Genomic DNA, 24,947 nt, shown 5'->3' on the forward strand with positions numbered 1-24,947 from the left:
GCCACGTGGCAACTGCGCCGCCCCCAGGCGCTTGCACTGACGTTCCTGCCGTGTGCGATCTGACATGGTATTCCTACCTAACATATTGCTTCTATTGGGTTCTTCCACTTTGTTGTCACGTGGCAACTCGGTGATCCGGCTTCGTCTCACTCCCCGATTGCCCGTGCTCGCCGACGTGAGAAATATCGGAGTTGCCACGTGGCAACTCTCCCTAAATTCGGCCCCCTGCCCTGCTCGCCCAGGTGCGCAGAACGTCCTGCTCAATATCCTGGCAAACGTCGCTGAGATGCTTCATGCAGCGGTTGTAGACCTCGTGCGACGTGACGGGCTTGTCGAGTTCGAAAACGGTTTTCATCCTGGAGCTGGCATTGTCGATTTCGGCGCTGGTGACCATCACCGACTGCGTCATTGAGCCACCGAAGACCTGCCGCATCATCGACAGTATCTCCCGGTGCATCGACTTGCTCTCGTCCACGCGGCTGCCGACCAGCCGGATGAAGTTGTAGGCCGGCCTTCCCCGCCCCGCGAGTTGCTCGAGCTGCTTCATCGTCGTTCGCGTCATGTCGATGAAAGATACCGTCGAGGCGAAGTCGACAAGGCTCGGCGGCACCGGAATGACCATGCAGTTAGCGGCCTGGAGCACAGCCATCGACACCATGCCCAATGCCGGCGGCGGGTCCATGATCACGACGTCATAGTCATCGACCACCTCATCAATGGCCTGCGCGATCAGGTCGATGATCTCCATGTTCTGATTTCGCGCCATGTGCCCGGCGATCTCATACTCGAGATTATAAAGTCGCAGGTTCGACGGGATCAGGTGGAGGTTGTGAAAGTGCGTCTTGCGGATAATCTTGCGAACGCCAAGCAGCTCCGGATTGTGAAAATGCCCGTAAAGCGTGTCTTCCTCGTCGAGGTCCACGTCGGGGCGATAGCCGAACATCATGGTTGAAGACGCCTGGCTGTCGCAGTCGATGAACAGGACCCGGTAGCCCTTGATGGCAAAATGCTGGGCGAGATGCAGCGCGATCGTCGACTTGCCGACGCCCCCCTTGAAGTTGCAGACCGAGATGATCGCCGGGGTATCGGTTGGCTCGCGCCAGGGACGCGTTCCAAACACCTCGCGCATATGATCAAGCTCTTCGAGCGTATACTGCAGCCTATGCCCGGAGCCCGTCCGCCCTCGAGCGGGGAGGCGGCCGTCGCGCTCCGCTTCCCGGACAGCAGATGCCGTCCGCCCGACCAGTGCAGCAGCTTTCGAAATCGGGAAGGTCGGACCCTTCTTCTGACCGGTTTCGGGATCAACCGCGCTGTCACGAATGCGCTTGAGGATCGTCAACGACTTTCTGTGGAGCACGTCCAGACCACCTTCGATGAGGTCGTCCGGCTGTGCTAGGGAGGGGTCGGTAGCCATCTCAGTCCGCTTCTGTGGGTTTGATGCGCCATGATAGCCACGTTGGCGGTTTCGAGCAAGAAAATGGCCACCAGACTTAGAGCCTGATTCATAATTATCCGATGAAATTTCATAATCTTGCGATGCGACGCGCGAATAGCTGGATGGAAGCTATAAACAGCCACGCAGTTGCCGATGCGATGGTCTGTTCAAAGTCCTTGGCGAGCCGGCGGTTGCGGTTCAGCCAAGCCAGTGTTCGCTCGACGACCCAGCGGCGCGGAAGAACCACGAAGCCTTTTGCAACATCGGATCGCTTGACGATCTCGACAGTCCATTTGCCGATACGCCGGAGCGCTTCCCTGAGCTTGTCGCCAGCATAGCCGCCATCGGCAAAGACATGGCGCAGCCATGGAAAGCGGTGGATGATTTCACGCAGGACCAGCGGCGCGCCGTCGCGGTCCTGAATGTCGGCGGTATGGATCACCGCATGTACCAGATTGCCCTCGGTGTCGGTGAGGATGTGGCGCTTGCGGCCCTTGATCTTCTTGCCCGCGTCATAGCCGCGAGGGCCGCCACTTTCAGTCGTTTTCACGCTCTGGCTATCGATCACGCCGGCACTGGGCGAAGCTTCGCGACCAGTCGCTTCACGAGTCATCAACAGCAGGGCATGATTGAGCGAGAGCCACAGTTTGTTATCGCGCCACAGGTAAAACCAGCGCCGAACCGTCGAGACCGGCGGAAAGCAGGGCGGCAGCATTCGCCACGGCAGCCCCCCACGCAGCAGATACAGGATCGCCTCGACGATCCGTCGCAGCGGCCATTTGCGCGGACGGCCTACGTGGGAGGGTGGCGGCAAGAAAGGTTCGAGCACCGACCATTCGGCATCGGTCAAATCGCTTGGTAAAGTCAGTCCCGCGCGGGCATATTGCGCCCGAGTGGTATCGGTCCACATCGTTGATCTCCGGAAGTTTGTTGCAAAACCCCTGAATCAACGACTGCGGCAAGCGTCAAGCTAACCCGCTGATACCACTCAACTTAATTTCGAATCGGGCTCTTACAAGTTGACCGATGATCTCCGAGCCCCTTGCGCATGTGCGCGCTTTCTGGCCAATCGGCGGCGGCTGCGACCGATGATCTCCGTGCCTTTGCGTGTTGCTGCAAAGTCTGGCGCTGGGATTGTGGCGACAAACGGCTACCTGTGGATAACCACCGATGATCTCGGTACTTTGCGATGATCTCGGTGCGTATCAGCGATGATCTCGGTGCGAGTCGACCGATGATCTCAGAGCCCATACCTATTACTAGAATCACCCTATAAAAAACCGATTCGCGAATCGTTTTGATTTTTCGATTTTGGGTGAAGGAGGGCAGGGGGAGGGCGCAGAACGGCACCGACATCATCGGTGTTTCTGCAACTCTCGCGGCCTTTTCCCCTCCCAAACTGCCAACGGGGTTGATTTCACGCCTCAAACCTGTTGAGACATGCCCATCACAGCCCCCGGTAGATTCGGGGGGAAGGGCAGACCATGAATGGGGATCAGCATAGGCCGCTGGGGCATCAGTACGCACTAGCCATGCTCAACGGCGGCGAGGAGAGCGTCCGCAAGCTCGCCACCACCGCCGGCACCCAGCTCACCTTGGACGCATTCCTGCGCGTCCAGGACGAAGAACCGGTTCCTGCCTTCCTCCACTCCGCGCTTTGTGCGATGTCGCTGCCAACCAAGCGGCCCAAGGACGACACTCAGCCCATCGTCCGTGAGGACGGCAAATATGCGCTGGCCATCAATCCCAGGCCAGTGCTTCAGAATGTCGACGGCAAGTCCGTCATGCGAAGCCTTGGTGTGCCTTATGGCGCCTATCCACGCGTTGCCCTGATCTACCTCCTCTCTCAGGCGGTCATGAAGCAATCGCGGGACGTTTATCTTGGCCGCAATTTCACCGAGTGGATGCGCCGCCTTGGCTACCAGACCGTGTCTTATGGACCACGCGGGACGGCGAACCTGATGCGAGAGCAGGTGGATCGGCTGCTGGCGTGCGAGTGGCAGATCCGCTGGGACGGCACCGACACGGAAGACAACGCCTTCGCTGTCCGGGACGTCAAGATTTCCAACGAATATGCCGGTTCGCTCGACAAGAACGGCTCATTCGCGCGCGAAATCCGTATGTCCGAGGCGTTCTACTCGCACCTCATCGACCATGCCGTGCCACTCAATGAGATCGCCATCCGCGAGCTCAAGGGTACGCCAACGGCGCTCGATCTCTACACTTACCTTGCCTACCGGCTCCCGCGGATTGGATCCGACAAGGGCCAGGTTATCTCATGGGACCAGCTCGCCAAGCACCTTGGCAACGAGGCCGACAGCAAGCGCTTCCGACAGACCGTCCGCGAAACCATGCAGATCGTGTCGGCGGTCTATCCCAACGCAAATGTCGATCTCTCCGGGCGGAAGGTCATTCTTCATCCGTCACCGGCACCGCTGGAGCGCAAGCTCGTGGGGCCGCACCTTCGACTCGTCGGGGGCGAGGCTCCGAAAACGGCACCGAGATCATCGGTCAAACCGGCCCATGCAGCGAAGTCCGCGCCCGCGAAGGACGATGCGCCGACTCTTCCGTTCCCCGCCGGGTCTCTCTCATACGGCACGCGTGAGGCCGTCTTCCGCCAGATCGCGCTGACCAAGGGCCATCCGTGGTCAGTGGATGACATGGCGGCTGCATTCCGCAAGGGATGCCCCGATTTTAGCCGGCCGCGCACCGATTCAGAGTGGCTGCGGATCTGGGAGAAGTTCGTCGTCGCCTATGCTGAACGCCGCGCGAATCGAAGCGACGACTAACCGATGATCTCCGAGCCGTTCGCGTTGAGGCGAGCGCAGGCTGAATCTGTCTCCAAGTCTCAGACCGACCGAAAAGAGGAAAGGAGGGGCCGAGCGTGTAAGCAGGAGGTAGAATTATGCCGCTTACAGCCAGACGGCCATCGCAGGAGATAGTCGACATTGTCGGGGCCCTGGGCGGCACGTGGAGCGGCAATGTCGCGATGTGCCGCTGTCCCGCACACAGCGATCGCGATCCAAGCTTGTCGATTCGGCAAGGGGATCGCTGCATTCTCGTCACCTGTTTCGCAGGATGCTCGCGCGAAGACGTCCTGCGTGAACTGCGCCTTGTTCGCCCGGGTCGCCATTATCCGCCACCCGCCTTGGCGGACTCGCCGCGGCCGATGAACGTCGAAAGAATCTGGAATGAGGCGGTCGACGTTCCGGGCACCCTTGCCGAGCGCTACCTCCAGTGCCGGAACCTCCTCCCACCACCACGCGATCTTCGCTTCCATCCGCGTTGCCCTTACCTGCCCAAGCCGAAGACGATCTTCGAACCCGCTCTCCTGGTAGCGGTGCGCGAGGGAAACCGTCTGGTCGCAATTCAACGCATATTCCTGAACCCCGACACCGCCCATTACACGCGCAAGGTCATGCTTGGCGCCCCGGGGCACGGCGCTTGGCGGGGCGGGGCAGGGGGCAACACCCTTGCCATCGCCGAGGGCTTTGAGACGGCCGACGCTTTCGCGCGCCTGAGCAACCTCCCGTGCTGGGCTTCACTCGGCGCACGTCGGCTCAACCAGCTCGTCATTCCGCCCACGGTCACAACGCTCCTGGTCGCCGAGGACAACGATTCCGAAGGGCGCAGGGCAGCCGAAAGTGCCCAAGCGCATTACGCCCGGTCGGGCCTCATCATCGAACGCGCGCCCCCGCCGCCAATCTACAAGGATTGGGCAAAGGCGCTCGATGCCCGAGCGCAGCAGAGCCGCGTCTAGGCGCGAAGCGCCGGAGGAGAGGGGAGGGGGATCGAAAGGGTGTCGCTGCCGAGGGTGCAGCCCACTCTGGAGACCACACCCATGTCCGATCTCTTCGAAGCGGCCGCCCAGGCTGAGCGCGAGGCCGTGCGCCTCCTTCTACCCCGTCTGCGCTCCGACGAGGCCATTCAGCGTCGTCACCTCAACGACGCGATGACCAAGGCCTTCGGCGGTTCTGATGCCGACGGTCGCTGGACACAACGCGCCAGCTTTGAACTCCTCGAGCATGCCCTTGCCATCCATCTTCAGTCGAGCGCCCAAAAAATTGCGGCGTTCGGCGACGTCCGCGCGCTGATCGACTTGTCCGATCGCCTGCCCACTCAGACGGTTCGCAGCGAGGATCAGATCGAATGGCAGCAATTCTCGACACCTGTCGACATCGCTGCGGTTATGACGCTTCTCGCCAACGTCCAGCCCGACGACATCGTGCTCGAGCCGAGCGCGGGTAACGGCCTATTGGTCGCGCAGCTCCGTCACGTCGAATCGCTCCATCTGAACGAGCTCGATCCGCTCCGCCGTGGCCGATTGAAGGCGGCTTTCCCCTCAGCATCGATCACCGGGCACGATGGTGCGACCATCAATTCCACCCTCGCAAGCGTCGATCGACCAACCCTCATCCTGATGAACCCGCCCTTTTCGAGGTCGGTCGGCCGCGGCGCCGACGACTATGCCGCAGTCCGTCATCTGCAAGCGGCGCTGCGCCGTCTTCAACCGGGCGGCCGGCTCGTTGCCATCATGCCCGATTGGTTTGGCCCGAGCGCACGCATGCGTGAGCAATATGAGACGATCCTGCGCGACGTGAGCGTCCTGGCGGCCGTCCGTCTCGAGAAGTGCTACCTGAAGCATGGGACTTCGATCGCCGTGCGGTTGTTTGTCATCGACAAGGTCCCCGGCCGGTCGCCCCCCGCGCTCATCCAGCGTTCGTCCGTTGCCGAGCTGCTCGATATCCTGATCATCCCCGAACGATCGTCGGCGAAGCCCGATCGCGGAGCGTCGGCGCCGAAGCGCTCAGGTGGAGTTTCGCTCTTCCGGGCCGTCAAAAGCAGCCGTCCGGCGCCCCGCGCCTACCATGCCCCGGCACGCAACCACGTGCTCCCCGTCGAATATGCGAAACTTGAGACGCCGGCGCCGCTGCTCGAGCAGAGCGGCGTCTATCTTCCATATCGACCGAGCCGTATCAGCTTCGCGAGCGCTGGCGAGCATCCAACGCCGCTCGTCGAATCTGTCGCCATGGGCTCGATCCCGGCGCCGGTCCCAGAGTATGTGCCGGCGCTGCCCGAGCGCACCGTCGCCGAGCGGCTGCTCTCCGCCTCCCAACTCGAGACGGTCGTCTACGCGGGGCATGCCTGGACCCAGTGGATCCCAGGCACTTTCAGACCCGACAAGGAGGGTGTCGGCCTCGTGCTGGCCGAAGACGGCCATTCCTATCGTAAGGGCTTCTTCCTGGGCGACGGCACGGGGGCGGGGAAGGGTCGTCAAATCGCGGCCTGCATCCTCGACAACTGGCTCCAGGGCCGCCGCCGCAACATCTGGGTCTCGAAGAATGCGCCGCTCCTCGAAGACGCGCGACGCGACTGGACGGCCCTTGGCGGCCTTAACGGCGACATTCAGCCCATCTCCAACTGGAAGATCGATGAGCCGATCAGCCTCGACCAGGGCGTACTGTTCGTCAGCTATCCGACGCTGCGTTCGATGCGTGGTGACTACGGTCGCCTGAAGCAGCTGGTTGACTGGGCCGGGGCCGATTTTGACGGTGTCATCGCCTTCGACGAGGCCCACGAGATGGGCGGCGTTGCGGGTGGGGAGGGCGCTCTCGGCACCAAGGATGGATCCCAGCAGGGAATCTGCGGCGTGCTCCTCCAGAACCAATTGCCCGCGGCCCGCGTCCTCTATGCTTCAGCCACCGGCGCCTCTGTCGTCAACAACCTCGCTTATGCGGTCCGACTGGGGCTCTGGGGCCCAGGGACCGCCTTCCCCGACCGGGAGCAGTTCATCAGCAGCATCAGCAAAGGCGGGATCGCCGCGATGGAGCTGGTCGCGCGCGATCTCAAGGCCACCGGCCTCTACATGGCCCGCGCACTGAGCTTCGCAGGTGTCGAATATGACATTCTGCGCCATGAGCTGACCGCCGCGCAGATCGAGATCTACGACACCTATGCGGACGCGTGGTCGATCATTCACCAGAACTTGGAGAAGGCGCTCGAACTGACCGGCATCGTCGATGCGCTTGAGAACGCGACTTTGAACAGCGGCGCCAAGGCATCCGCGCGCTCGCGGTTCGAGTCCACGAAGCAGCGCTTTTTCGGACAGGTTCTGCTCTCCATGAAGCTCCCCACCGTCATCGCCGCGGTCCACGAGCATCTCGCCGCGGGGCAGTCAGTCGTGATGCAGCTCGTCACGACGGCCGAGTCCATTCTTGACCGGAGACTAGGCGCGCTCAGCCCCGACGACCGCGCGGACCTCGAGATCGACCTCTCGCCCCGGGAATATATGATCGACTATCTGGAGCGCGCTTTCCCGACCCGTCAGATGCGGATCTTCACCGACGAGACCGGCGCGCAGCGCTCGGTTCCGATGGAAGACGAGGCGGGCAACCCCGTCTACAATCCCGAGGCCGAAGCGGCGCGGGCCCAGCTCATCGAGAATCTCTGCGCCCTTCCGCCGATCATGTCGGCGCTGGAGGGCATCCTCGAGCATTTCGGTCACGATAATGTTGCGGAGGTGACCGGGCGCACGAAGCGCCTCGTCTCGACCGGCGATGGACGGCAGAAGCTCGAAAGTCGCTCGACCAGGACCAGTCAGGCCGAGGCCGCCGCGTTCATGCAGGGTCGCAAGCGGATCCTCGTCTTCTCCGATGCGGGCGGCACTGGGCGCTCCTATCACGCCTCTCGAGACGTCCCCAATCAGCAGCAGCGCGTTCATCTCCTGCTCGAACCCGGCTGGCGGGCCGATCGCGCGATTCAGGGCCTTGGCCGGACCCATCGCACCCATCAGGCGAGCACACCCCTGTTCAGGCCGGTGACGACCGACTGCAAGGGCGAGCTCCGTTTCACGAGCACGATCGCCCGCCGGCTCGACAGCCTGGGCGCGCTCACCCGCGGTCAACGCCAGACGGGTGGTCAGAACCTGTTCGATCCCGCCGACAATCTCGAAAGTGAATATGCCTGCGCGGCCCTGGTGAGCTGGTTTCATCTGCTCGTCGGAGGGAAGCTGACCAGCGTCTCCCGTGCCGAGTTCGAGAAGCGCACCGGTCTCGAGCTCTGCGACAAGGACGGCGTCATGAAGGACGACCTCCCGCCGATCCAGCGGTGGCTCAACCGCATCCTGGCGCTGCCGATCGCGCTGCAGAACAAGATCTTCGACGAGTTCCTCGCACTCGTCGAGACGCGCGTATCGGCCGCGCGCGAGGCCGGACGGCTCGATGTCGGCGTTGAAACCATCCTGGTCGATACGGCGACCCTCATAGACGACACCGTGCTGCGCACCGACCCGGTCAGTGGCGCGACCTCTCATCTGCTCACGATCGAGATCGCTCGGCGGCGGACGCCGGTCTCCCTTGAGCGGGTCCTGCGCATCGCCGACAATGACGGCACCGCCGATTATCTGATGAACGCCAAGTCCGGGATGGTTGCGCTGCAGACCCGCGCCCGCGCCCTCATGGAGGAGAAGGAGGGCACACCGATCCCGCGGTTCGAACTCATCCGTCCCACGCGGCGCGAATATATGCGCGAGCAAGAGCTGTTCGAAAGCGCCTGGAGCCCCATCGATCGCCAGCTCTTCTCCGAGAAGTGGCTGGAAGAAGCACAGGAGGCGGCCAACAAAGTCGATACGGAAACGATCCGCCTTGCGACGGGCCTCCTTCTCCCGATCTGGTCCGCGCTTCCCAACGACCACCTCGTCGTCAATCGCATCGCGGACAAGGAGGGCAACAGTTGGCTCGGCCGCCTGGTGTTTGACGATCACGTCGTGCAGCTCTTCACGAAGCTCGGCCTGGACCGGACCGACAATCTCCCGCCCACCGACCTCGTGAAATCCGCGCTGACCGGCCGGAGCGTCGATCTGGCACGGCCGTTCCCGATGTGCATCAAGCGCTCCCTCGTGAACGGATCACCCCGGATCGAGCTGGTGGGTGCGCCGCCGGCGCAGCTCGCCTGGCTCAAGTCGATCGGATGCTTCACCGAGGTGATCCAGTACCGGACCAGGGTCTTCGTGCCGGTACCGACGGCAGCCGAGATCGTCGGGCGGATCGTCTCGGGCTCGCCCTGACCGGTCTTCCGGCGATGAGGACGGTCCGATCGGCACGCGCGCACGGCGTACTTCTAAGCGACCTCAGGCACGCCTGAGAGAGAGGGAAGGGGGAGCTGGGGTGGTGTTCGGAAATACCCGAACGCCAGAAGGAGTTACCCCTGTGATCCAGACCATCAAGCTCAACAAGCTGCGCCTGTCTCCGATCAACGTGCGCACCGCCCCGGACGAGCAGCTCCAGATCGAACCCATGGCCGCGAGCATCGAGGCCAAGGGCGTGCTGCAGAACCTTCTCGTCACGCCCGCCAAGAAGCCGCGCGGCACCTTCGAAGTGTTCGACGGCGGCCGTCGCTGGCGTGCGTTGCGCCTCCTCGCCGAGCGTGGCACCATCTCCGAGACCGATTTCGATGTTCCGGTCATGGTGCTGACCGGCGACGATGCCGAGCTGTCCGAGACGTCGACCGCGACCAACTTCCACCAGCTCAAGATGACGCCGGCCGAGGAATGCCGCGCGTTCCAGCACTTCATCGGCACCACGGGCGATATCGACGCGGTCGCCAAACGCTTTGGCGTGACCCGCCGCTTCGTCGAGGGGCGGCTGCGCCTGGCCTCGCTTGCGGAGCCGATCTTCGAGGCGCTCAGCAAGGGTGCGATCACGCTCGACATCGCCAAGGCCTATGCGTCGACCGAGAACCAGGAGAAGCAGCTTCTGGTTTGGAACAGCTATCAGTCGAGCCACGTCACGGCCGACACCATCCGCCGCGTGATCGCCAACGAGACGCTGAAGGCGAGCGACCCGATCGCGGTGCTGGTCGGCGAGGCGCGGTATCGCGACGCCGGCGGCAAGATCGATGGGGATCTTTTCACCGACGGCAATGACCGCTGGGTCGATCCCGAAATCGCTCACCGCCTCGCCGGCGAGATCATGGAAGCCGAGGCCGCACGCATCGGCCAAGAGACCGGTCTTGCCTGGATCCGCCCGATCGCGAGCAACTACGCGCACAACGCGGCGCACGGACTCTATCGCGCGATCCTGCAGCAGCCTCCGCTCACCGACGAACAAGCCGCGCGCCTCGCGGAGATCGAGGAGCGCCGGTCCGTCATCGAGGCCGAGATGCAGGACGAGGAGCTCGACGACGAGGCGTTTAAGCTGCTCGACCAGGAGGACGATCGTCTGATCGCCGAGGCCGAGGCCATCGAGAACCGCGCGCCGGTCCTGCCGGAGGAAATGAAGGCTCATGTCGGCGCCTTCCTTCTCCTCACCCCGCAGGGCGAGATGCGGCTCGACAGCCAATATTACAGCGAGCAGGAGCTCGTCATCGACGAGCCCGGCGACGAGGACCACGACGACGGCGAGGACGGAGAGTCGACGCGCGATGGCGCCCGCATCGGCGGCAATGCCTCGTCCGAGCCGAAGTACCGGCCCGAGGCCGTGGCGCCCGGCGGCAAGCCGCTCAGCGCCCGGCTCTACGACGAACTGGCGGTCCAGCGGCGCGACATTCTGGCGTCCTGCATCCTGGCGCAGCCGGCGCTCGCGCTCGACTATGCGCTGTTCGTCATGGTCGACGCCCGGACCAACTCGGCGTCCCGCTACCTCAGCTCCGTGAAGTACGGCACGACCATCCGGGCCAGCGCGCCGCAGGATCCCGCCTCTGGCGACATTCCGGGCTCGCGCGCGCGCGATTATCTGGCCGAGGCGAAGGACGGTCTCGACGCCGCCTGGACGGAGCACGAGTGCGAGGTTGCGCGGTTCGAGGCCTTTCGCGCGCTCGACGACGACACCAAGGCCAACTGGCTCGCCTACATCGTCGCGATGTCGCTCGAGGCGAAGCCGGGTTGGTCGAACGAGCAGATCAAGCTTCACAATCGGCTTGCATCGATCCTCGAGATCGACGTCGCGAGCTGGTGGCGGCCGACCTCGGAGAACTTCTTCGACCGCGTGAACAAGGGCAGCATCCTCACGCTGCTCACCGAAATCGGCGGGCCGGCGCTGACCGTCCGTCATACCTCGCTCAAGAAGACCGAAATATCGGAAAGCTGCCAGAAGCTCTTTGCGGGCGAGGCGATCGTCGAGCCGGAGGTCAAGGAGGCGGCACTCGCCTGGGTGCCTAACGCGATGCGCTTCCTCGACGCCGCCACCGAAGCGCCGGCTGACCCGACCGAGGCCGATGACGGCGAAGGCGAGGCCAATGAGGTCGAGCCTTCGGACGGGGAGGGCGAACCCAGCGCCGATCACGAGACGCTCGAACCCGCGGACGCCTGAAGCGCGCTCCATCTCCTGAGCGACAGACCGCCGGTGCTCCTTCGCGCCGGCGGTCTTCCCTTGCCCAAACCACGGGACCAACGGTCATGCGCAGCAAACAGAAGCCGAGCCGCGACGCCGCGGCCGAGATCACCGACCTCATCATCCGCAAGCTCGAAGAGGGCGTCGCACCCTGGAGCCGCCCCTGGCGGGTCACCGGCGCCGGCGGGCGACCGCTTCGGCATTGCGGCACGCCCTATACGGGGATCAATGTCCTCTACCTTTGGGCAATTGCCGATGTGCGCGGCTATCGGTCGCGCTACTGGATGACATACCGCCAGGCCGAGGCGCTGGGCGCCAACGTCCGCCGGGGCGAGCAAGGCTCGCTCTCGGTCTATTATTCGAGCTTCAAGAAAACGGAGTCCGACCCCGTCACCGGCGCGGAGACCGAGCGCAGCATCCGCTTCCTACGCCACTACATCGTCTTCAACGCCGACCAGATCGATGGCCTGCCGGCCTATTTCTATCCGGCTGACGAAGATCCTACGCCGGTCGATCCTTCGGCGCGCCAATCCGCGATCGACGCCTTCTTCGAGCCGATTCCTGCCGAGGTGCGGCACGGCGGCGACCGCGCCTATTTTCACCCCACGTTCGATTATATCCAGATGCCGCATCAGCGCTCGTTCAAGTCGATGGACCACTATGCCTCGACCCGAGCCCATGAAACCGTTCATTGGTCCGGAGGCACGGCGCGGCTCGCCCGGACATTCGGCAAGCGGTTCGGTGACCAAGCTTATAGTTTCGAGGAACTCGTGGCCGAGATCGGGAGTGGCCTCGTCTGCGCGCACCTCGGCCTGCCCAATGAACTCCACGACAATCATGCAAGCTATGTGGGCCATTGGCTCGGCATCCTGCGCGCCGACAAGACCGCGATCATTCACGCGGCATCCAAGGCCGAGCAGGCCTTCAATTATCTGTGCGGGTTTGCGGACGACCAGATCAGTCCGGCCGAGTCCGCGCCCCTCGAGGCCGTCGAGCCGCTGGCCGAAGCCGCCTGACCCCACTTCCTCTTCGCCAAGGAGACCAGCCATGGGATGGCTGACCATGCCGTTCGCCTCGATGGGCGGACATCCGACTGCCAAGGCCTATCTCGACGCGCAATTCACCTACACGCGCGATGTCGAGGGCGGGACGAAGGGACTGAGGATCCTCGCCTCGTCCTGCCCCAAGAACCGCACCTATTACGCCGCTGCCCAAGTCCTGACGAATGGCATCGGGGGCGAGATCTTCGCGATCGTCTGCAAGGTCCTCTGGAGCCCCAACAGCAAGACCGGCGAAAATTTCGGCTACAAAGACAGTGCGCCGTTGCGGCGCTGAAATGGAGTATCAGTGATGATGAGGTAAGTTGAGAATGCCTCTGCTCGCCGGACTAACCTCGGGCCTCACAAGGTCTGAAATCCCGAAAGGGACGGGGAACAATAGCATGTTCGGAAAAGGCCAGATGCGTCTTAGTCGCAAATGGAGGCGATGACGGTCAGGGCAAGGTGCGTATGGTGAAGGCTACACTGCTTAAATCCCAGTCTGCAGCAATCTATATAGCGATACTGGCGAAAGCGACTGTCACGCCAGGTCCGGATGATGACAGCGGTCTCATGTCTTGGCCGCCTGTTTCTCAGCCCATCCGGTGCGCCTCTCGTCGAGGGGTTTAGTGGACGAACGGGACACCTAACCGCGCCGCATCTCCATTCAGCGTAACTACGGGATGCCCTAAACAGGCGGCTTCTGCCGGCCTGCATGGGTACGGAGCCGCCATATTACTCAAATGCCCGGGGTAATGCCCGGGACATCGACCTCTTCGGAGGCGGCGGTGCAACTGTATAAGGTCTCGAGCGATCGGGCCGAAAGCGGGGAAGACCGGGGGAAGGGCGGCAGCTGTGATTCTTCAACCACCGATCATGGGGTGTGCTGATGCTGCCAGAAACTGTGAAAGGCCGGTTGGAGGCCATTCCGGCGCTCGTTGCGTCGGGCAAAAGGGTGAATGGACTCTATCGTCTGATGGGGTCTCGCCTCCTTTGGGAGGAGGGGCTCCAGAAGATCGGATCCAACAAGGGTGCGATGACGCCGGGTATTGACGGCGAGACCTTCGCGGACTTCGGACCGGAAGACCTCGACCCGATTATCGCCAGCGTGACGGCAGGGACCTATGATCCCAAACCAGTGCGTCGGGTGTTTATCCCGAAAGGCAAGGGCAAACGGCGTCCGCTGGGCATTCCCACGCGCGACGACCGCCTCGTTCAGGAAGTGGCGCGGCAACTGCTCGAACGGATCTATGAACCGGTGTTCTCGAACGCCTCCCATGGATTCCGGCCGGGCCGGTCGTGTCATACGGCGCTTGAACACGTCAAAGCCGTATGGACGGGGGTGAAATGGCTCGTAGATGTGGATGTCGCGGGGTTCTTCGAGAACATCGACCACGACATCCTCCTGCGGCTGTTGCGGAAAAGGATCGATGACGAGAAATTCATCGGCTTGATCGGCAGCATGCTTAAGGCGGGTGTTATGGAAGACCGGGTTCACACCCGGACCTACAGCGGCACTCCGCAGGGCGGTATCGTCTCTCCAATCTTGGCCAACATCTACCTCCATGAACTCGATATGTTCATGGCGGAACGGATCGCGGCTTTCGAGAGGGGGAAGGTCCGTGCCACGAACCCGGAATATGGGCGACTGGCTGGGCGCATCCAGAAACAACGGAAGCGCGTCACCATGCTGCGGGCCAAAGACAATGTCGACGAGGTGAAGGTTGCGGCCTCCTTGGCCAAAATCCAAACCTTACTGCCGCAAAAGCGGTCCATCCCGTCGAGAGACGCGATGGACCCCGGTTATCGCCGACTTCGTTACTGTCGCTACGCGGACGACTTCATGATTGGGGTTATCGGTAGCAAGGAGGATGCACGAAGCGTGTTCGCCGAAGTCAGGGCATTCCTGACCGAGGCGCTGGCGCTCACGGTGTCCGAGGAGAAAAGCGGTATCCGCAAGGCGAGCGATGGAGCCGCCTTCCTTGGATATGAGGTCCGCACATATACGACACGCCAACGGGTTGTCCGGAGCCGACAAGGTTCCGTCAGCTTCCTTCGTAGGCCGCCGTCGGAAGTGATGCAGCTGCATGTCCCTTGGGAGAAGGTCCACGCGTTCGCTTCTGCAAAAGGTTATGGTGATCTGTCGGTGTTGAAGCCGCGTCATCGTAGCCTGCTGCTCAGCTGCAGCGACGTTGAGATCGTCCTAGCTTACAACGCCGAATTGCGGGGTTTTGCGAACTACTATGCTCTCGCCAAGGATGTGAGCTTCAAGCTGAACAGGCTTGAGTTTCTCCAGCGGTGGAGCTTGTTCAAGACCTTGGCCAGCAAGCACAAAACCAATGTGCGAGCGGTCGTGGCCCGCATGAGGACGGGGCAGGAATTCACCATCGGCTACGACGTCGATGGCCAGCCCCGATCGGTCAAAGTCTGGAAACTGGCTCATCTGAAACGTGATCCGGCCACCTCGTCCAGGATTGATATCCAGCCTTGGACGCAGGTGTTCACCCACTCACGTACGGACTGGGTTGATCGTCAGAATGCCAAGCAATGCGAGGCTTGCGGTCGATCCGATGTTCCGTGTCAGGTGCACCATATCCGGGGGATGGCCGATGTTTCGCACCGCGGTTTTGTCGTGAGAATGAAGGTGGCACGCGCCCGCAGGACGGTGGTCCTGTGCGAGCAATGCCACTGGGATACTCACAGAGGCCGCCTGCCCGATCTACGGCAAAGTGATGGTTCGTCACAGTGGAGAGCCGCATGCGGTGAAAGCTGCACGTGCGGTTCGGCGGGGGGATCAGGGCTGACTCCATGAGCAGCACCAATCCTACCCGACTGGATGAATCGATGGGTCCGTGCGAGGACAACTGCCCGGCCCATATTCTCGATCTTCTGACCCCGACCGACAAGGAATATGCGATCGACTGGCGCCGGCGCTGCCGCGCCAACCTTGAACGGCGTACCCGCAAAATCGAAGATGGCGACCGCATCAAGCTGGCCTCGCCGCTCACCTTCACGGACGGCCATGTCGGCGAGGAATTCATCGTCGTAAAGCGCGGGCGACGGCTAAGCTTCCGCGACCCTGAGACCCGCATCGGTTACGCAATTAGCCGCTTCATGCAGCGGGAGTGGACGATCGTGCCGGTCACGAAGGTCCACAAGACGATATTTGCCTGAGGCCGCGCGCCCGGGCCATGATGTCCGTGAAAAGGATTTCGACATGTTTGCCCCAGCACCCCGGCTGTCGCCCAAGCGCTACCTCCTGTGCAGCCGCGAGAATGCGCAGCGTGTCGCGGCTCGGCTGTTCGACGCGCAACCTGGCCGCGTCAGCATCATTCGGACAGGCAACCCGCTGCAGCCGTTTCATGTCTCCACCGCCCCTTCGCGCGACGCGCATGTCGAGGTCGAGATCGTGTCATGATGCGGACGATATTCCTCGCCGCCCTCGCGCTCGCTTCCTGTGGAGCCTCACCTGAAGTCGATAACGATCGGAGCTTCAACGCCCGGGCACGGGCGCTCGATGGTGACACTGTCGCCGTCGACTTCCGCCTCCTCGGCGTTGACGCGTTCGAGCGCCGGCAGCTGTGCGAGCGCCGCGGTGCATGCTGGCAATGCGGCAAGGCCGCGCAGGATTATGCCGCGAACCTGCTCCGGTCGAAGACAGCCCAGATCAGGCTTACCCCTTCGACGACCTATGGTCGGCCGGTGGCGACGGTGACCGTGGGTGGCGCTGATCTCGGCGAACGCCTGATACGCGCCGGTCTCGGTATCCCCGAGGCCCAGTATCTTCGCAGCGATCCCGGCCGTGCCGCCCGCTACGCCACCGCCTTCTCGCTGGCCAAGGCCGCGAAGGCTGGGGCTCTCGCCGGACGGTGGATCGAACCTTCCAAATGGCGGCGAGGAGAGCGTCTCCAGTGCGAGGGACGCTCCCGTTGAGCGTTAGCCTTAGGCCGTAAGCGAGGGATCTGCCCACCAGGACGGACCCTGCTCGAAATCCGCGTCTAGCCTGACGAGCGGGCCATCCGGAGCATCCGCGACATAGGGCTTCGTGAGCGGCATGCACCGACCCTTCATCCGCCGCATCTCGCCGGCCACGCGCCCACGGCGCTCGAGCATATCCTCCAGCCACTCAAGATCGTCGAGCATGTCGACCACCCCTCGGCCAGCGAGACAGAAATAGATGCAGCGCTGAAAATCGTCGGCGCCATCGTTGGCGAGGATCGCGGTCAACTTCCGCTTGGCCGACACGTCCCCCTCGTGCGTCCAGGCGATCGCCTCCCGAAGTTCGCGCACCGAGTAATACGCGTCCTCGACGTCCATGCCGATGGCGGCGTTCGCGAGCATACGACGGGTCGGTCGGTTGTCGGCATCCAAAGCGGCATCGCGCAGGGTAATGTCGAGATCGAACCGGTCGTGGAAAATGGTTTTCTTCATCGCAAGTCTCCAGCACGCGGGAACGTACCGTGAACATGCGCGCCGGTCAAGCCGGTCATGAACCACCGGGGAAGGTCTTCACCATGCAGATCGACATCATCGTCGGGCTCCCGCATCTCAACGAGGGTCCGATCCTCCAACGGGCGCGGACGCTACGCACCACAGCCCTGATTTCAGCGAACGGCCTGTCGCGCTGGTCTGACAAGCGCGGCTGGCGCGAGTGGATCGGCTGGCGGACGACTCAGCTTCGCAACGCAAAGGGGCTGGCTGGGCTCTGCCTGGACTCCGCCGGCTTCGTGGCCGCCTCGCGTTACGGCGGATTCCCCTGGACGATTGCCGATTATGTTGCCCTCGCCGCCGCCCACCCGTTCTTGTGGTGGGCGAGCGCCGACTATTGCGTCGAACCCGAGATCGCAGGCGATCGCGAAGAGGTGACCGACCGCATCTCGCGTACCATACGGGCAAACCGTGATTGCCGGAGACTGGCCGACGATCACGGCATCGCCAATGCGATGATGCCGGTCATCCAAGGCCGAACTCCAAGCGACTATGAGCGCTGTGCTGACGCACTGAGCGGAATCATCGGGCCGTCCGGCTTGCTTGGCGTCGGAAGCATGTGCAGGCGTGACATCCACGGGCCCGAGGGTCTGATCGCCGTGATCGACCATCTCGACCGAGTCCTGCCCGCGGGGGTCCGGCTCCATGCTTTTGGGGTGAAGGGGACGGCGCTGCCGTTCCTTTTGCCATACAGTCACCGCGTCGCGTCGATCGATAGCCAGGCCTATGGCGTCGCTGCCCGACGCGCTGCCATCGGCCGCGCTGTCCCCAAGACGGATGTGCTCGTCGCTGATCATCTGGAACGCTGGGTCGGTGCCCAACGCGCTCGGTTGGCCCGGCGGCCCCACCAGCTTCCTCAGGTTCGGCTCACGCCTCACGATCCTGTGTCAGTCGATCCCTGGGAAGTTGCCATCGCGCAAGCCCGCGAAGAGATCCGCGACCTGATCGAGGCCGGAGAGCTCGACCATGACGAGCTGACCTCCCCGTGGATCGAGCAATGGGCGGCCGACATCTATCGGGACAGGCTCGCAGCCTGAGTGAGGGGAGGGGGAGCAAAGGGCTGACGAGGGGCGGGTCCAAGCCGCTCCCCAGCGCCGAGGAGCCCCCCAATGCTGCAATCCGCCATCACCAATGACCTCCGTCCGCTGATCGGCGAACTCCGGTGAGCGCCCGGTCGACCAAGGCCGAGGTGCGGAACCCAATCCTGACCCTCCCGGCCGTAGCGCGTCTACGGGCGCTTAGCCCCGAGGCGCGCGTCGCACTCCAGGAGATCCTGCTCGACATCCAGCACGATGCGCGCCTGCGCGCCGAAAAGAGCTGGCGAAGCCGCAAACCGCCGGTCGCGGCCTACTGGGCTGCCTGTGGCGTCTACGCCGGACACATAGCGCGCACGATCGGACCGGGCCCCGCCCGAGGGCTTCGTGCGGGAGGCATCCCATTATCAAACGAGGGGTCCATCACATGCTGATCGAACTGCGCAAGCTCCGGATCATCAAGGCGCTCTCGGAAGAGACGCCCTGCTACACTGCGGAAATATGGATCGACGGCGCGCTCGCCTTCCATGCCAGCAATCGCGGTCATGGCGGTGCCGACGATTATCGTCAGGTCGGCGCAATCACCGAAGCCGAAGCCAACAGCTGGCTCCGCGCCAATAGACCGCAGCGCTCGTCCCACGGCATGACGTTCGACCCCGATCTGGAGCATGAGGTCGCAACGCTGATGGACCAGGCCGAGCAGCACGCCCTGCTCCAGCGTCGCCTGCGAACCCACATCGTCACGATCGAGGACGGAGCTGTCTACACCTACCCAATGAAGGGCCGACCCGCCGCTGTGATCGCAGCCGCTGTTCGTGCGAAAAAACCGAACATCGAGATCGTCAACGAGACCGGTCAAGCCGGGCTGACGCGTGCCGTCCAGCTCATGCTCGCGGCCGCACGGGACGCCGAAGACCCGTGACGGGCAAAGGCGCGGCTTTGCTGGCCGAGGGCCAGCGATCCCGCGGAAGAGAGGAGGGGGAGGGAACGGGCGAGCGGATTTGCGCTCGAGACCGGAGGGCCACCCCATGCATTACGATGTCGCCATGCGCCACCAGCAGGCGCTCGACCCGAGCGCGCTGACCACCATCGCCACGACGCTCCACGCGATCGAAGCCGCCATCACCGATTGCCGCAATGCCGGCAAGGACAGCGAAACCGATCCGGCTGTTGTCCTCCTCGCGCGGCATCTGGGCACGGTCTGCGCGCGCGCCGCGGACGACACGGTCCTGCGTCGGACGTGCCTTGATGAAATCGCCGACATCCGGCGGCACCCCGCCCTGCGCACGCTCGCCTATCGGGGCGTCAGCTATGATGAGGCGGCCAAGCGCGTCTTCCATGCCGAAGGCCGCGCCGCCATGCGGCGCCTGGCCGAGGCCCTGGAACTTGACGACGGAAGCTTCGACATCCGTTCGAACAAGGCGGGACCCGCGATCTCGGGCGAAATCACGCTCCACGGCGACGAAGTCTGGGTGCAGCTCTCGCTCAGCTGCATGGGACCCGACCACGAAGTCCTGTTTCGACACGTGCGCGACCGGAGCGATCATATCGGTGATCGCAATCGGTGGGCCTCGATCAATGAACTGCTCGCGCCCGATCGCTTCGCTGCGCGAATCCGCCGCGAATTGCGCCTCACTGCTCCTGCCGGCCAATCCGCGCGCCTCTTTGCCTGATCCAGTGACCAGGAGAATGCCAATGTCTGACCTCCCTTTGGCGCGGCCCGGTCGGCCAATGCCGCCGCCCCTGCCGGGCCTGCCTGAACTCGCCATCGGCCCGGAGATCATCGGTGCCATCCAGCGCGACGCATGGATCGTCTTCAACCTCTCGGGCGGCAAGGACTCGAGTGCGGCCATGTTCACGGTCAATCTCCTCCTCGATCGTCTTGGTCATCCTCGCGCGCGACGTATGGCGATCCACGCCGATCTTGGTCGAGCCGAATGGGCCTCCACGCCGGCAACGATCGAGCGCATCGCGGCGCAGGCCGGTATGCAGCTGACCGTCGTCCGTCGTGCCGCCGGCGATCTCGTGGACCGCTGGATCCAGCGGTTCGAGAATGCCAAGCGTCGCTACGCGGCACTCGAGACATATAACCTCATCGGTCCCTGGTCGTCCGCCTCGCTGCGCTTCTGCCAGTCAGAGATGAAAGCGGCCGTGATCGGGCCTGCGATCGCGCGGATCCTGTCGGGAGAACGGATTATCTCGGTGCTTGGCCTGCGCCGCGACGAAAGCCACACCCGCGCAGCGATTCCAGCGGCGAAGGCCGATCAGCGTTACGCCAAGGCCGGGAACCGGCGGGGCACGGTCATGTTGCTTTGGAATCCGCTGGCTGACTGGACGGCGGACGACGTGTACCGCGCGCATGACCAACTCGGCATTCCGTTGCACGAGGCCTATACCATTTGGGGCTCGACGCGCTTGTCGTGTCGCTACTGCATCTTTGCGTCGTTGCATGACCTGCAGGCCTCGTCCGCCGCACCGCTGAACCATGAGGTTTATCGGGTGCTGGCGGAGATCGAGGCCCGTTCGACCTTTCCTTTCCAACCGACGCGCTGGCTGGCGGATGTAGCCCCACATTTGTTGGGGACCTCGCTGGCGGCAGACATCGTCCGTGCCAAAGCGGACCAGGCGGAGCGGCGACGGATCGAAGCCGCGATGCCGTCTTCGTTGCGCTACGTTGCCGGTTGGCCGCCGCGCGTGCCAACACGCACCGAGGCCGAGGACATAGCTGCGGCGCGCCGTCCAATCCTCGCGCGGCACTGTCTCGACGACCGCTACCCGTCGGGCGCCACCGTCATGACGCGCTTTGCCGAGCTCATCGAGACGGCGGCACAAAAGAGGGCAGCATGACGACGATCGTCGCCCGCTTTGGCCGGTACATCGTCTCGACCGCCGTCGCCGAAATCCCGCCTCTTGGCTGGCGCTTCTGGACTCTTGCCGGCTTCCCCGGCGATCCGGTCGATCCGCGCCCCTACGCCGGCACACGCTGCCTGCCGCTCGCCCTTGTCGACCTGAACGGCGATGCACGTTGGCTTTGCGCTATGGAGCACGATCGCTCCTTTCGGCTGTTTGCCAGCCACGATCTCTTCCCATGCGCCGATCAGGACGGCGCCGCCGCCTTCGCGGGCGAGATTCTCGCCAACCATGCGCGGCAACCCAAGCTGCTCTGATCGGACCTCGTTATGGACACCACCCGAAGCCAACGCTGGCGGGAGCGTCGCGCGCTGTGGGCGCGCGACCTCACTGTCATTGATCCGAAAGCCTATACCGTCGATGTCGTCGAGCACGGCGTTGCTCGCAAGTTTATCGCAGAGCACCATTATCTCCCAAGCTTTCCCGCCGCGCGGCTCGCCGTTGGCCTATTCGGCCGCAACGCCATGCTCGAAGGCGTCGCCGTGTTCGCCGTGCCCGCGACGGACGCCGTCATCACCCGCCATACCGGTTTCGACGATCCGGGGCGGGGATGCGTGCTCGCCCGTCTCATTCTCACCGATACGGTGCCCCAGAATGGCGAGAGCTTCTTCGTCGCCCGGGCCTTCCGACACCTGCGGCGCGAGCGACCGGGCATCGAGGCCGTGGTCTCTTATAGCGATCCTGGCGCCGGTCATATCGGACGTGTCTATTGTGCTCTGTCGGCGGCGCACCGGGCCGTCACGCGACCGCGTACGGTGCTGCGCGCCAAGGGGGTCACGATTTCGGGTCGAACGCTCTCGAAAATCCGGCTCGGCGAACAGGGTCATGTCGGTGCGGTGGAGCAACTCGTGGCACTGGGTTTGCCTCGGCCGAACCTGTTCGAAGGGCCGACCGCGTGGCTCTGGCGTCTCGAGCGAGACCGCCATCTCATTCGCCACCGGCAGGCGGGTCTCTACGCCTATTGTTTCGAACTGACGCGCGAAGCGCGGCGCCGAGGCCGCGCACTGCCCCGTCTACCCTATCCCAAAGCGCTGCCGCTCACCCAGCCGATGCTGCCGCTCCTTTCGCCGATGGAGATCTGACATGGCCGATATCACGACCTTGCCCCTGATGACGGCCGCCGATGCCGAGAGCATCGGCTTCGCGCGGTTCAACGATGTCCCGACCCTACCGATCGACATCCCCGATGGGAATTTCACGATCAGCGCGAAGACCACCGATGGACGACGCATCACCTTTTTCTTCGGGGAGCATCGCACCGGTGCCCCTCCGAGTTTCGTCGATATCCAATTCCATGATCATGGCGCCACCATACCGAACGCCGACGGCGGTCGATCGCCGGTGTTCGACATGCTGACCATCGGCCTGCGCGGGCGGCAGGTATTCGACAGCCGCAAGAGCGCCATCGACGACAAACCTTCGATCGCCGTGATCCTCATCGGCGAGCCGCGCCCGTCTGGTTCACCCGCTGGGGACGACTAGCCATGGCTGTTTATGTCGCGCGTTATACACGCCTTCACCCATGCTTGTGGGCGCCTTACTCGATCACGGCGTATCCGCACGGATTCCACAATTGGCCAGACGGGCTCGCCGATCCGGTCTGGACGCCTAATGCTCGCATAGTAACCTCAGCGGGTGCAGCATCCAGGCCGCTCGCCGATTGCGCAACGCTCGATGCCGCCATCGAAGAATGCTGGGTCCATTTCGCGACTCTCGATCAGGAGCTCCAACCGTGCTGAGCGCATCTCAGCGCCCATGCGCGCCAAGAAAGAGGAGAGGGATTTCGACGACGCGCGGCGGTACGCCGCTCTTCAAGAAAGGAACGCTTGATGCGGATTGTACGCGGCGACTTGCTCCACCTTGCCCGTCAGGGCGATTTCGATGTCATCATCCACGGGTGCAACTGCCAGTGCGCGATGGGCAAGGGCATCGCGCTCGCCATCAAGCAGCAGTTTCCGGCAGCCTACGCGGCCGATCTCGCAACGGCGAAAGGCAGCGCCGCCAAGCTAGGAACCTATTCGTCGGCCTCCCTCGAAACCGACGCCGGCACGCTTACCATCGTCAACGCCTACACGCAGTTTCACTGGAACGGGCCGGGCGTGAAGGTCGACTATGACGCGATCCACCGTGTCATGCGCGCGATCGCGCATGACTTCGCCACTGCTCGGATCGGCTATCCGAAAATCGGCGCTGGTCTGGCCGGCGGCGACTGGTCGGTCATCAGCGCGATCTTCGACACCGAGCTGGAAGGCCTGGATCACACCTATGTCGATTTCGCCGGCTGAAGCGCCGGACTGAGGGGAGGGGGGCCGAAAGGCAGGCGCATTGCCACCTTTAAAGCCCGAGGCCTTACGATGTCATTCCTTCCGACCGCCCTGCAGAGGCAGGCCGACTATCTCAACATCGCCGAACCGCCGCCGGTCGTTCTTGCATATGGCATCGGTGTTGATTCCACAGCGTTGCTCATCGAACTCGAAGCGCGCGGCGAAGCCCCCGATCTCGTGCTGACCGCCGATCCGGGCGCCGAGAAGCCCGCAACCTACGAGTACCAGAAGCTCATCGCATCGTGGATGGCGGCGCGGCAGATTCGGTACGAGGTGGTTCGCTACGTGCCGCGGCGCTTCAAGCACTGGCCACCTTATTATTCGATCCTCGAAAACGTCCTTACCAATGCGACGCTGCCAAGCATCAGCCTGGGTCGGCACAGTTGTTCGCTCAAATGGAAGGTCGCGCCACAGGACGCCTTCCTCAAGCGATGGGCGCCGGCCCAAGCCGCGTGGGCGCGCGGGCATAAGGTCACACGCCTGATCGGTTATGACGCATCTCCTGCGGATACGCGCCGCTATGCCCATGCCTCAGCGATCGACGACCCGCTTTTCGATTGTCGCTATCCGCTGCGCGAGTGGCGCTGGACGCGCGACCATTGCACCGCTCGCATCGAAGCGGCCGGTCTGCCGGTCCCGCCCAAATCGAGCTGCTTTTTCTGCGGCGCGATCCGGCCCGATGAGGTGCGTGCGTTGCCGCAATGGTGCCTGCGCCTGATCGTCCTCATCGAGGCGCGGGCCGAACCGCGCCTTCGCACCGTCGAAGGTCTCTGGCGCCGGTCGACCAAAACCAAACCCGGCAGGATCACCGATTTCATTCGCGCGGAGCGCCTTCTTCCCGAGGCCGAGATCGATGCGATCCGCCGCGACGCACCGACCGAGCTTGTCCGCTTCCAGGACGCCGCCGGCCTCGTGCCAATGAGCGAGCGTCCGACGATGGAGGAATGGCTCGAGAGCTTCAACGCTGGCCGGATGGAGGCAGCATGACCGACCGAATGTCACGGATCGCCGCGCTCAACGACCGTTGCCGCCAGGGTCTGGATCCGACCGGCCGCATCGTCATAACCGCCGCCTGTCTCGCGACCTTCGCAGGGGAGGGGGGCAAGGTTGCTCAGATTTTGGCCCAGGCCGAGTTGATGGCCGCAATCCGTCGGTACGTCTTCAGACCCGAAGATTGCCGCGAGCGGGCGCGAGGCGACCTCGTCGTCGCCGGCCACGCCGTCCGCTTCACGATCGATTATTATGACCTGACGCTCGAATGGGGGTCCGAGGACCCGGCTGACCCGCTGGTCACGGTGAGGGTCATGACGATCATGCTCCCCAGCGACGACTGAGCGTCGCGCAAATTTCCGACACCCAATCCGGAGACCAGCCATGCGGCGGATTACACC

The 24,947-nt window shown here is 63.5% G+C and carries 21 protein-coding genes and 2 pseudogenes; 20 read left to right on the forward strand and 3 right to left on the reverse strand.

Going from position 1 to position 24,947, the window contains the following annotated elements; all coding sequences use genetic code 11:
* Positions 1-211 precede the first annotated feature (211 nt).
* Entirely contained in the window at positions 212-1,414 is a 1,203-nt protein-coding gene (locus OVY29_RS23050; protein ID WP_037456192.1) for an AAA family ATPase, read from the reverse strand.
* Positions 1,415-1,523: 109 nt separating this feature from the next.
* Positions 1,524-2,345, reverse strand: coding sequence for an IS5 family transposase (locus OVY29_RS23055; RefSeq protein ID WP_313912364.1), 822 nt, complete (start codon positions 2,343-2,345; stop codon positions 1,524-1,526).
* Positions 2,346-2,919: 574 nt separating this feature from the next.
* On the opposite strand from OVY29_RS23055, the gene OVY29_RS23060 reads away from it, so the two are divergent.
* From OVY29_RS23060 to OVY29_RS23105, 10 genes and pseudogenes are all read left to right on the forward strand, one after another.
* Positions 2,920-4,224, forward strand: a complete 1,305-nt coding sequence (locus tag OVY29_RS23060) for a replication protein RepA (RefSeq protein ID WP_037456189.1) — start codon at positions 2,920-2,922, stop codon at positions 4,222-4,224.
* A 116-nt stretch (positions 4,225-4,340) separates the two neighbouring features.
* Positions 4,341-5,195 (forward strand): toprim domain-containing protein, encoded by an 855-nt coding sequence (locus OVY29_RS23065; RefSeq protein WP_066521740.1) that lies wholly within the window; start codon positions 4,341-4,343, stop codon positions 5,193-5,195.
* 81 nt (positions 5,196-5,276) lie between these two features.
* The gene (locus OVY29_RS23070; RefSeq protein WP_126002771.1) at positions 5,277-9,500 is read left to right on the forward strand and encodes a strawberry notch-like NTP hydrolase domain-containing protein; all 4,224 of its coding nucleotides are present in this window, start codon (positions 5,277-5,279) and stop codon (positions 9,498-9,500) included.
* A gap of 142 nt (positions 9,501-9,642) precedes the next feature.
* Positions 9,643-11,742 carry a ParB/RepB/Spo0J family partition protein gene (locus tag OVY29_RS23075; protein ID WP_313912365.1) on the forward strand — a complete coding sequence of 700 codons (2,100 nt, stop codon included), beginning with the start codon at positions 9,643-9,645 and terminating at the stop codon, positions 11,740-11,742.
* Between the two features lie 86 nt (positions 11,743-11,828).
* Entirely contained in the window at positions 11,829-12,779 is a 951-nt protein-coding gene (locus tag OVY29_RS23080; protein WP_066521747.1) for an ArdC family protein, read from the forward strand.
* 31 nt (positions 12,780-12,810) lie between these two features.
* Positions 12,811-13,077: pseudogene (locus OVY29_RS23085) on the forward strand (hypothetical protein); the annotation flags it as partial.
* Positions 13,078-13,689: 612 nt separating this feature from the next.
* Positions 13,690-15,612, forward strand: coding sequence for a reverse transcriptase domain-containing protein (locus tag OVY29_RS23090; RefSeq protein WP_024018999.1), 1,923 nt, complete (start codon positions 13,690-13,692; stop codon positions 15,610-15,612).
* 20 nt (positions 15,613-15,632) lie between these two features.
* Positions 15,633-15,974, forward strand: a pseudogene (locus OVY29_RS23095) (DUF6927 domain-containing protein); the annotation flags it as partial.
* 43 nt (positions 15,975-16,017) lie between these two features.
* Positions 16,018-16,218 (forward strand): hypothetical protein, encoded by a 201-nt coding sequence (locus tag OVY29_RS23100; RefSeq protein ID WP_209612836.1) that lies wholly within the window; start codon positions 16,018-16,020, stop codon positions 16,216-16,218.
* Positions 16,215-16,733 (forward strand): thermonuclease family protein, encoded by a 519-nt coding sequence (locus OVY29_RS23105; RefSeq protein WP_209612837.1) that lies wholly within the window; start codon positions 16,215-16,217, stop codon positions 16,731-16,733. Before OVY29_RS23100 ends, OVY29_RS23105 begins: the two co-directional genes overlap by 4 nt.
* Before the next feature lie 9 nt (positions 16,734-16,742).
* Here the strand turns inward: OVY29_RS23105 and OVY29_RS23110 are convergent, their stop codons facing one another.
* A complete protein-coding gene (locus tag OVY29_RS23110; RefSeq protein ID WP_209612838.1) occupies positions 16,743-17,231 on the reverse strand; it encodes a hypothetical protein in 489 nt (162 codons plus the stop codon).
* An 83-nt stretch (positions 17,232-17,314) separates the two neighbouring features.
* On the opposite strand from OVY29_RS23110, the gene OVY29_RS23115 reads away from it, so the two are divergent.
* The 10 genes from OVY29_RS23115 (at position 17,315) to OVY29_RS23160 (ending at position 24,890) form a co-directional block, all read left to right on the forward strand.
* Complete coding sequence (locus OVY29_RS23115) at positions 17,315-18,325, forward strand: hypothetical protein (RefSeq protein WP_313912470.1); 1,011 nt, start codon at positions 17,315-17,317, stop codon at positions 18,323-18,325.
* A 424-nt stretch (positions 18,326-18,749) separates the two neighbouring features.
* A complete protein-coding gene (locus OVY29_RS23120; protein WP_209612839.1) occupies positions 18,750-19,244 on the forward strand; it encodes a hypothetical protein in 495 nt (164 codons plus the stop codon).
* Between the two features lie 106 nt (positions 19,245-19,350).
* A complete protein-coding gene (locus OVY29_RS23125) occupies positions 19,351-19,995 on the forward strand; it encodes a hypothetical protein (protein WP_209612840.1) in 645 nt (214 codons plus the stop codon).
* A 22-nt stretch (positions 19,996-20,017) separates the two neighbouring features.
* Entirely contained in the window at positions 20,018-21,169 is a 1,152-nt protein-coding gene (locus OVY29_RS23130; RefSeq protein ID WP_209612841.1) for a phosphoadenosine phosphosulfate reductase family protein, read from the forward strand.
* Positions 21,166-21,489, forward strand: coding sequence for a transposase (locus OVY29_RS23135; RefSeq protein WP_209612842.1), 324 nt, complete (start codon positions 21,166-21,168; stop codon positions 21,487-21,489). The genes OVY29_RS23130 and OVY29_RS23135 overlap by 4 nt, the downstream gene beginning before the upstream one ends.
* Before the next feature lie 12 nt (positions 21,490-21,501).
* Positions 21,502-22,314 (forward strand): hypothetical protein, encoded by an 813-nt coding sequence (locus tag OVY29_RS23140; protein WP_209612843.1) that lies wholly within the window; start codon positions 21,502-21,504, stop codon positions 22,312-22,314.
* A gap of 1 nt (position 22,315) precedes the next feature.
* Positions 22,316-22,714, forward strand: coding sequence for a hypothetical protein (locus OVY29_RS23145; RefSeq protein ID WP_299105568.1), 399 nt, complete (start codon positions 22,316-22,318; stop codon positions 22,712-22,714).
* Between the two features lie 347 nt (positions 22,715-23,061).
* Complete coding sequence (locus OVY29_RS23150; protein WP_209612845.1) at positions 23,062-23,517, forward strand: macro domain-containing protein; 456 nt, start codon at positions 23,062-23,064, stop codon at positions 23,515-23,517.
* Positions 23,518-23,586: 69 nt separating this feature from the next.
* Positions 23,587-24,543, forward strand: a complete 957-nt coding sequence (locus tag OVY29_RS23155; protein ID WP_209612846.1) for a hypothetical protein — start codon at positions 23,587-23,589, stop codon at positions 24,541-24,543.
* Positions 24,540-24,890, forward strand: a complete 351-nt coding sequence (locus OVY29_RS23160) for a DUF3768 domain-containing protein (protein WP_126849499.1) — start codon at positions 24,540-24,542, stop codon at positions 24,888-24,890. The genes OVY29_RS23155 and OVY29_RS23160 overlap by 4 nt, the downstream gene beginning before the upstream one ends.
* Positions 24,891-24,947 lie beyond the last annotated feature (57 nt).

Source organism: Sphingopyxis sp. SE2 (genome assembly GCF_032227185.1).
Lineage (GTDB): Bacteria > Pseudomonadota > Alphaproteobacteria > Sphingomonadales > Sphingomonadaceae > Sphingopyxis.

What these genes read in the sequence shown, in the direction of transcription:
- OVY29_RS23050 (WP_037456192.1), bottom strand. Translation starts at nt 1,414, where the DNA reads ATGGCTACCGACCCCTCCCTAGCACAGCCGGACGACCTCATCGAAGGT.
- OVY29_RS23055 (WP_313912364.1), bottom strand. Translation starts at nt 2,345, where the DNA reads ATGTGGACCGATACCACTCGGGCGCAATATGCCCGCGCGGGACTGACT.
- OVY29_RS23060 (WP_037456189.1), top strand. Translation starts at nt 2,920, where the DNA reads ATGAATGGGGATCAGCATAGGCCGCTGGGGCATCAGTACGCACTAGCC.
- OVY29_RS23065 (WP_066521740.1), top strand. Translation starts at nt 4,341, where the DNA reads ATGCCGCTTACAGCCAGACGGCCATCGCAGGAGATAGTCGACATTGTC.
- OVY29_RS23070 (WP_126002771.1), top strand. Translation starts at nt 5,277, where the DNA reads ATGTCCGATCTCTTCGAAGCGGCCGCCCAGGCTGAGCGCGAGGCCGTG.
- OVY29_RS23080 (WP_066521747.1), top strand. Translation starts at nt 11,829, where the DNA reads ATGCGCAGCAAACAGAAGCCGAGCCGCGACGCCGCGGCCGAGATCACC.
- OVY29_RS23090 (WP_024018999.1), top strand. Translation starts at nt 13,690, where the DNA reads ATGCTGCCAGAAACTGTGAAAGGCCGGTTGGAGGCCATTCCGGCGCTC.
- OVY29_RS23100 (WP_209612836.1), top strand. Translation starts at nt 16,018, where the DNA reads ATGTTTGCCCCAGCACCCCGGCTGTCGCCCAAGCGCTACCTCCTGTGC.
- OVY29_RS23105 (WP_209612837.1), top strand. Translation starts at nt 16,215, where the DNA reads ATGATGCGGACGATATTCCTCGCCGCCCTCGCGCTCGCTTCCTGTGGA.
- OVY29_RS23110 (WP_209612838.1), bottom strand. Translation starts at nt 17,231, where the DNA reads ATGAAGAAAACCATTTTCCACGACCGGTTCGATCTCGACATTACCCTG.
- OVY29_RS23115 (WP_313912470.1), top strand. Translation starts at nt 17,315, where the DNA reads ATGCAGATCGACATCATCGTCGGGCTCCCGCATCTCAACGAGGGTCCG.
- OVY29_RS23120 (WP_209612839.1), top strand. Translation starts at nt 18,750, where the DNA reads ATGCTGATCGAACTGCGCAAGCTCCGGATCATCAAGGCGCTCTCGGAA.
- OVY29_RS23125 (WP_209612840.1), top strand. Translation starts at nt 19,351, where the DNA reads ATGCATTACGATGTCGCCATGCGCCACCAGCAGGCGCTCGACCCGAGC.
- OVY29_RS23130 (WP_209612841.1), top strand. Translation starts at nt 20,018, where the DNA reads ATGTCTGACCTCCCTTTGGCGCGGCCCGGTCGGCCAATGCCGCCGCCC.
- OVY29_RS23135 (WP_209612842.1), top strand. Translation starts at nt 21,166, where the DNA reads ATGACGACGATCGTCGCCCGCTTTGGCCGGTACATCGTCTCGACCGCC.
- OVY29_RS23140 (WP_209612843.1), top strand. Translation starts at nt 21,502, where the DNA reads ATGGACACCACCCGAAGCCAACGCTGGCGGGAGCGTCGCGCGCTGTGG.
- OVY29_RS23145 (WP_299105568.1), top strand. Translation starts at nt 22,316, where the DNA reads ATGGCCGATATCACGACCTTGCCCCTGATGACGGCCGCCGATGCCGAG.
- OVY29_RS23150 (WP_209612845.1), top strand. Translation starts at nt 23,062, where the DNA reads ATGCGGATTGTACGCGGCGACTTGCTCCACCTTGCCCGTCAGGGCGAT.
- OVY29_RS23155 (WP_209612846.1), top strand. Translation starts at nt 23,587, where the DNA reads ATGTCATTCCTTCCGACCGCCCTGCAGAGGCAGGCCGACTATCTCAAC.
- OVY29_RS23160 (WP_126849499.1), top strand. Translation starts at nt 24,540, where the DNA reads ATGACCGACCGAATGTCACGGATCGCCGCGCTCAACGACCGTTGCCGC.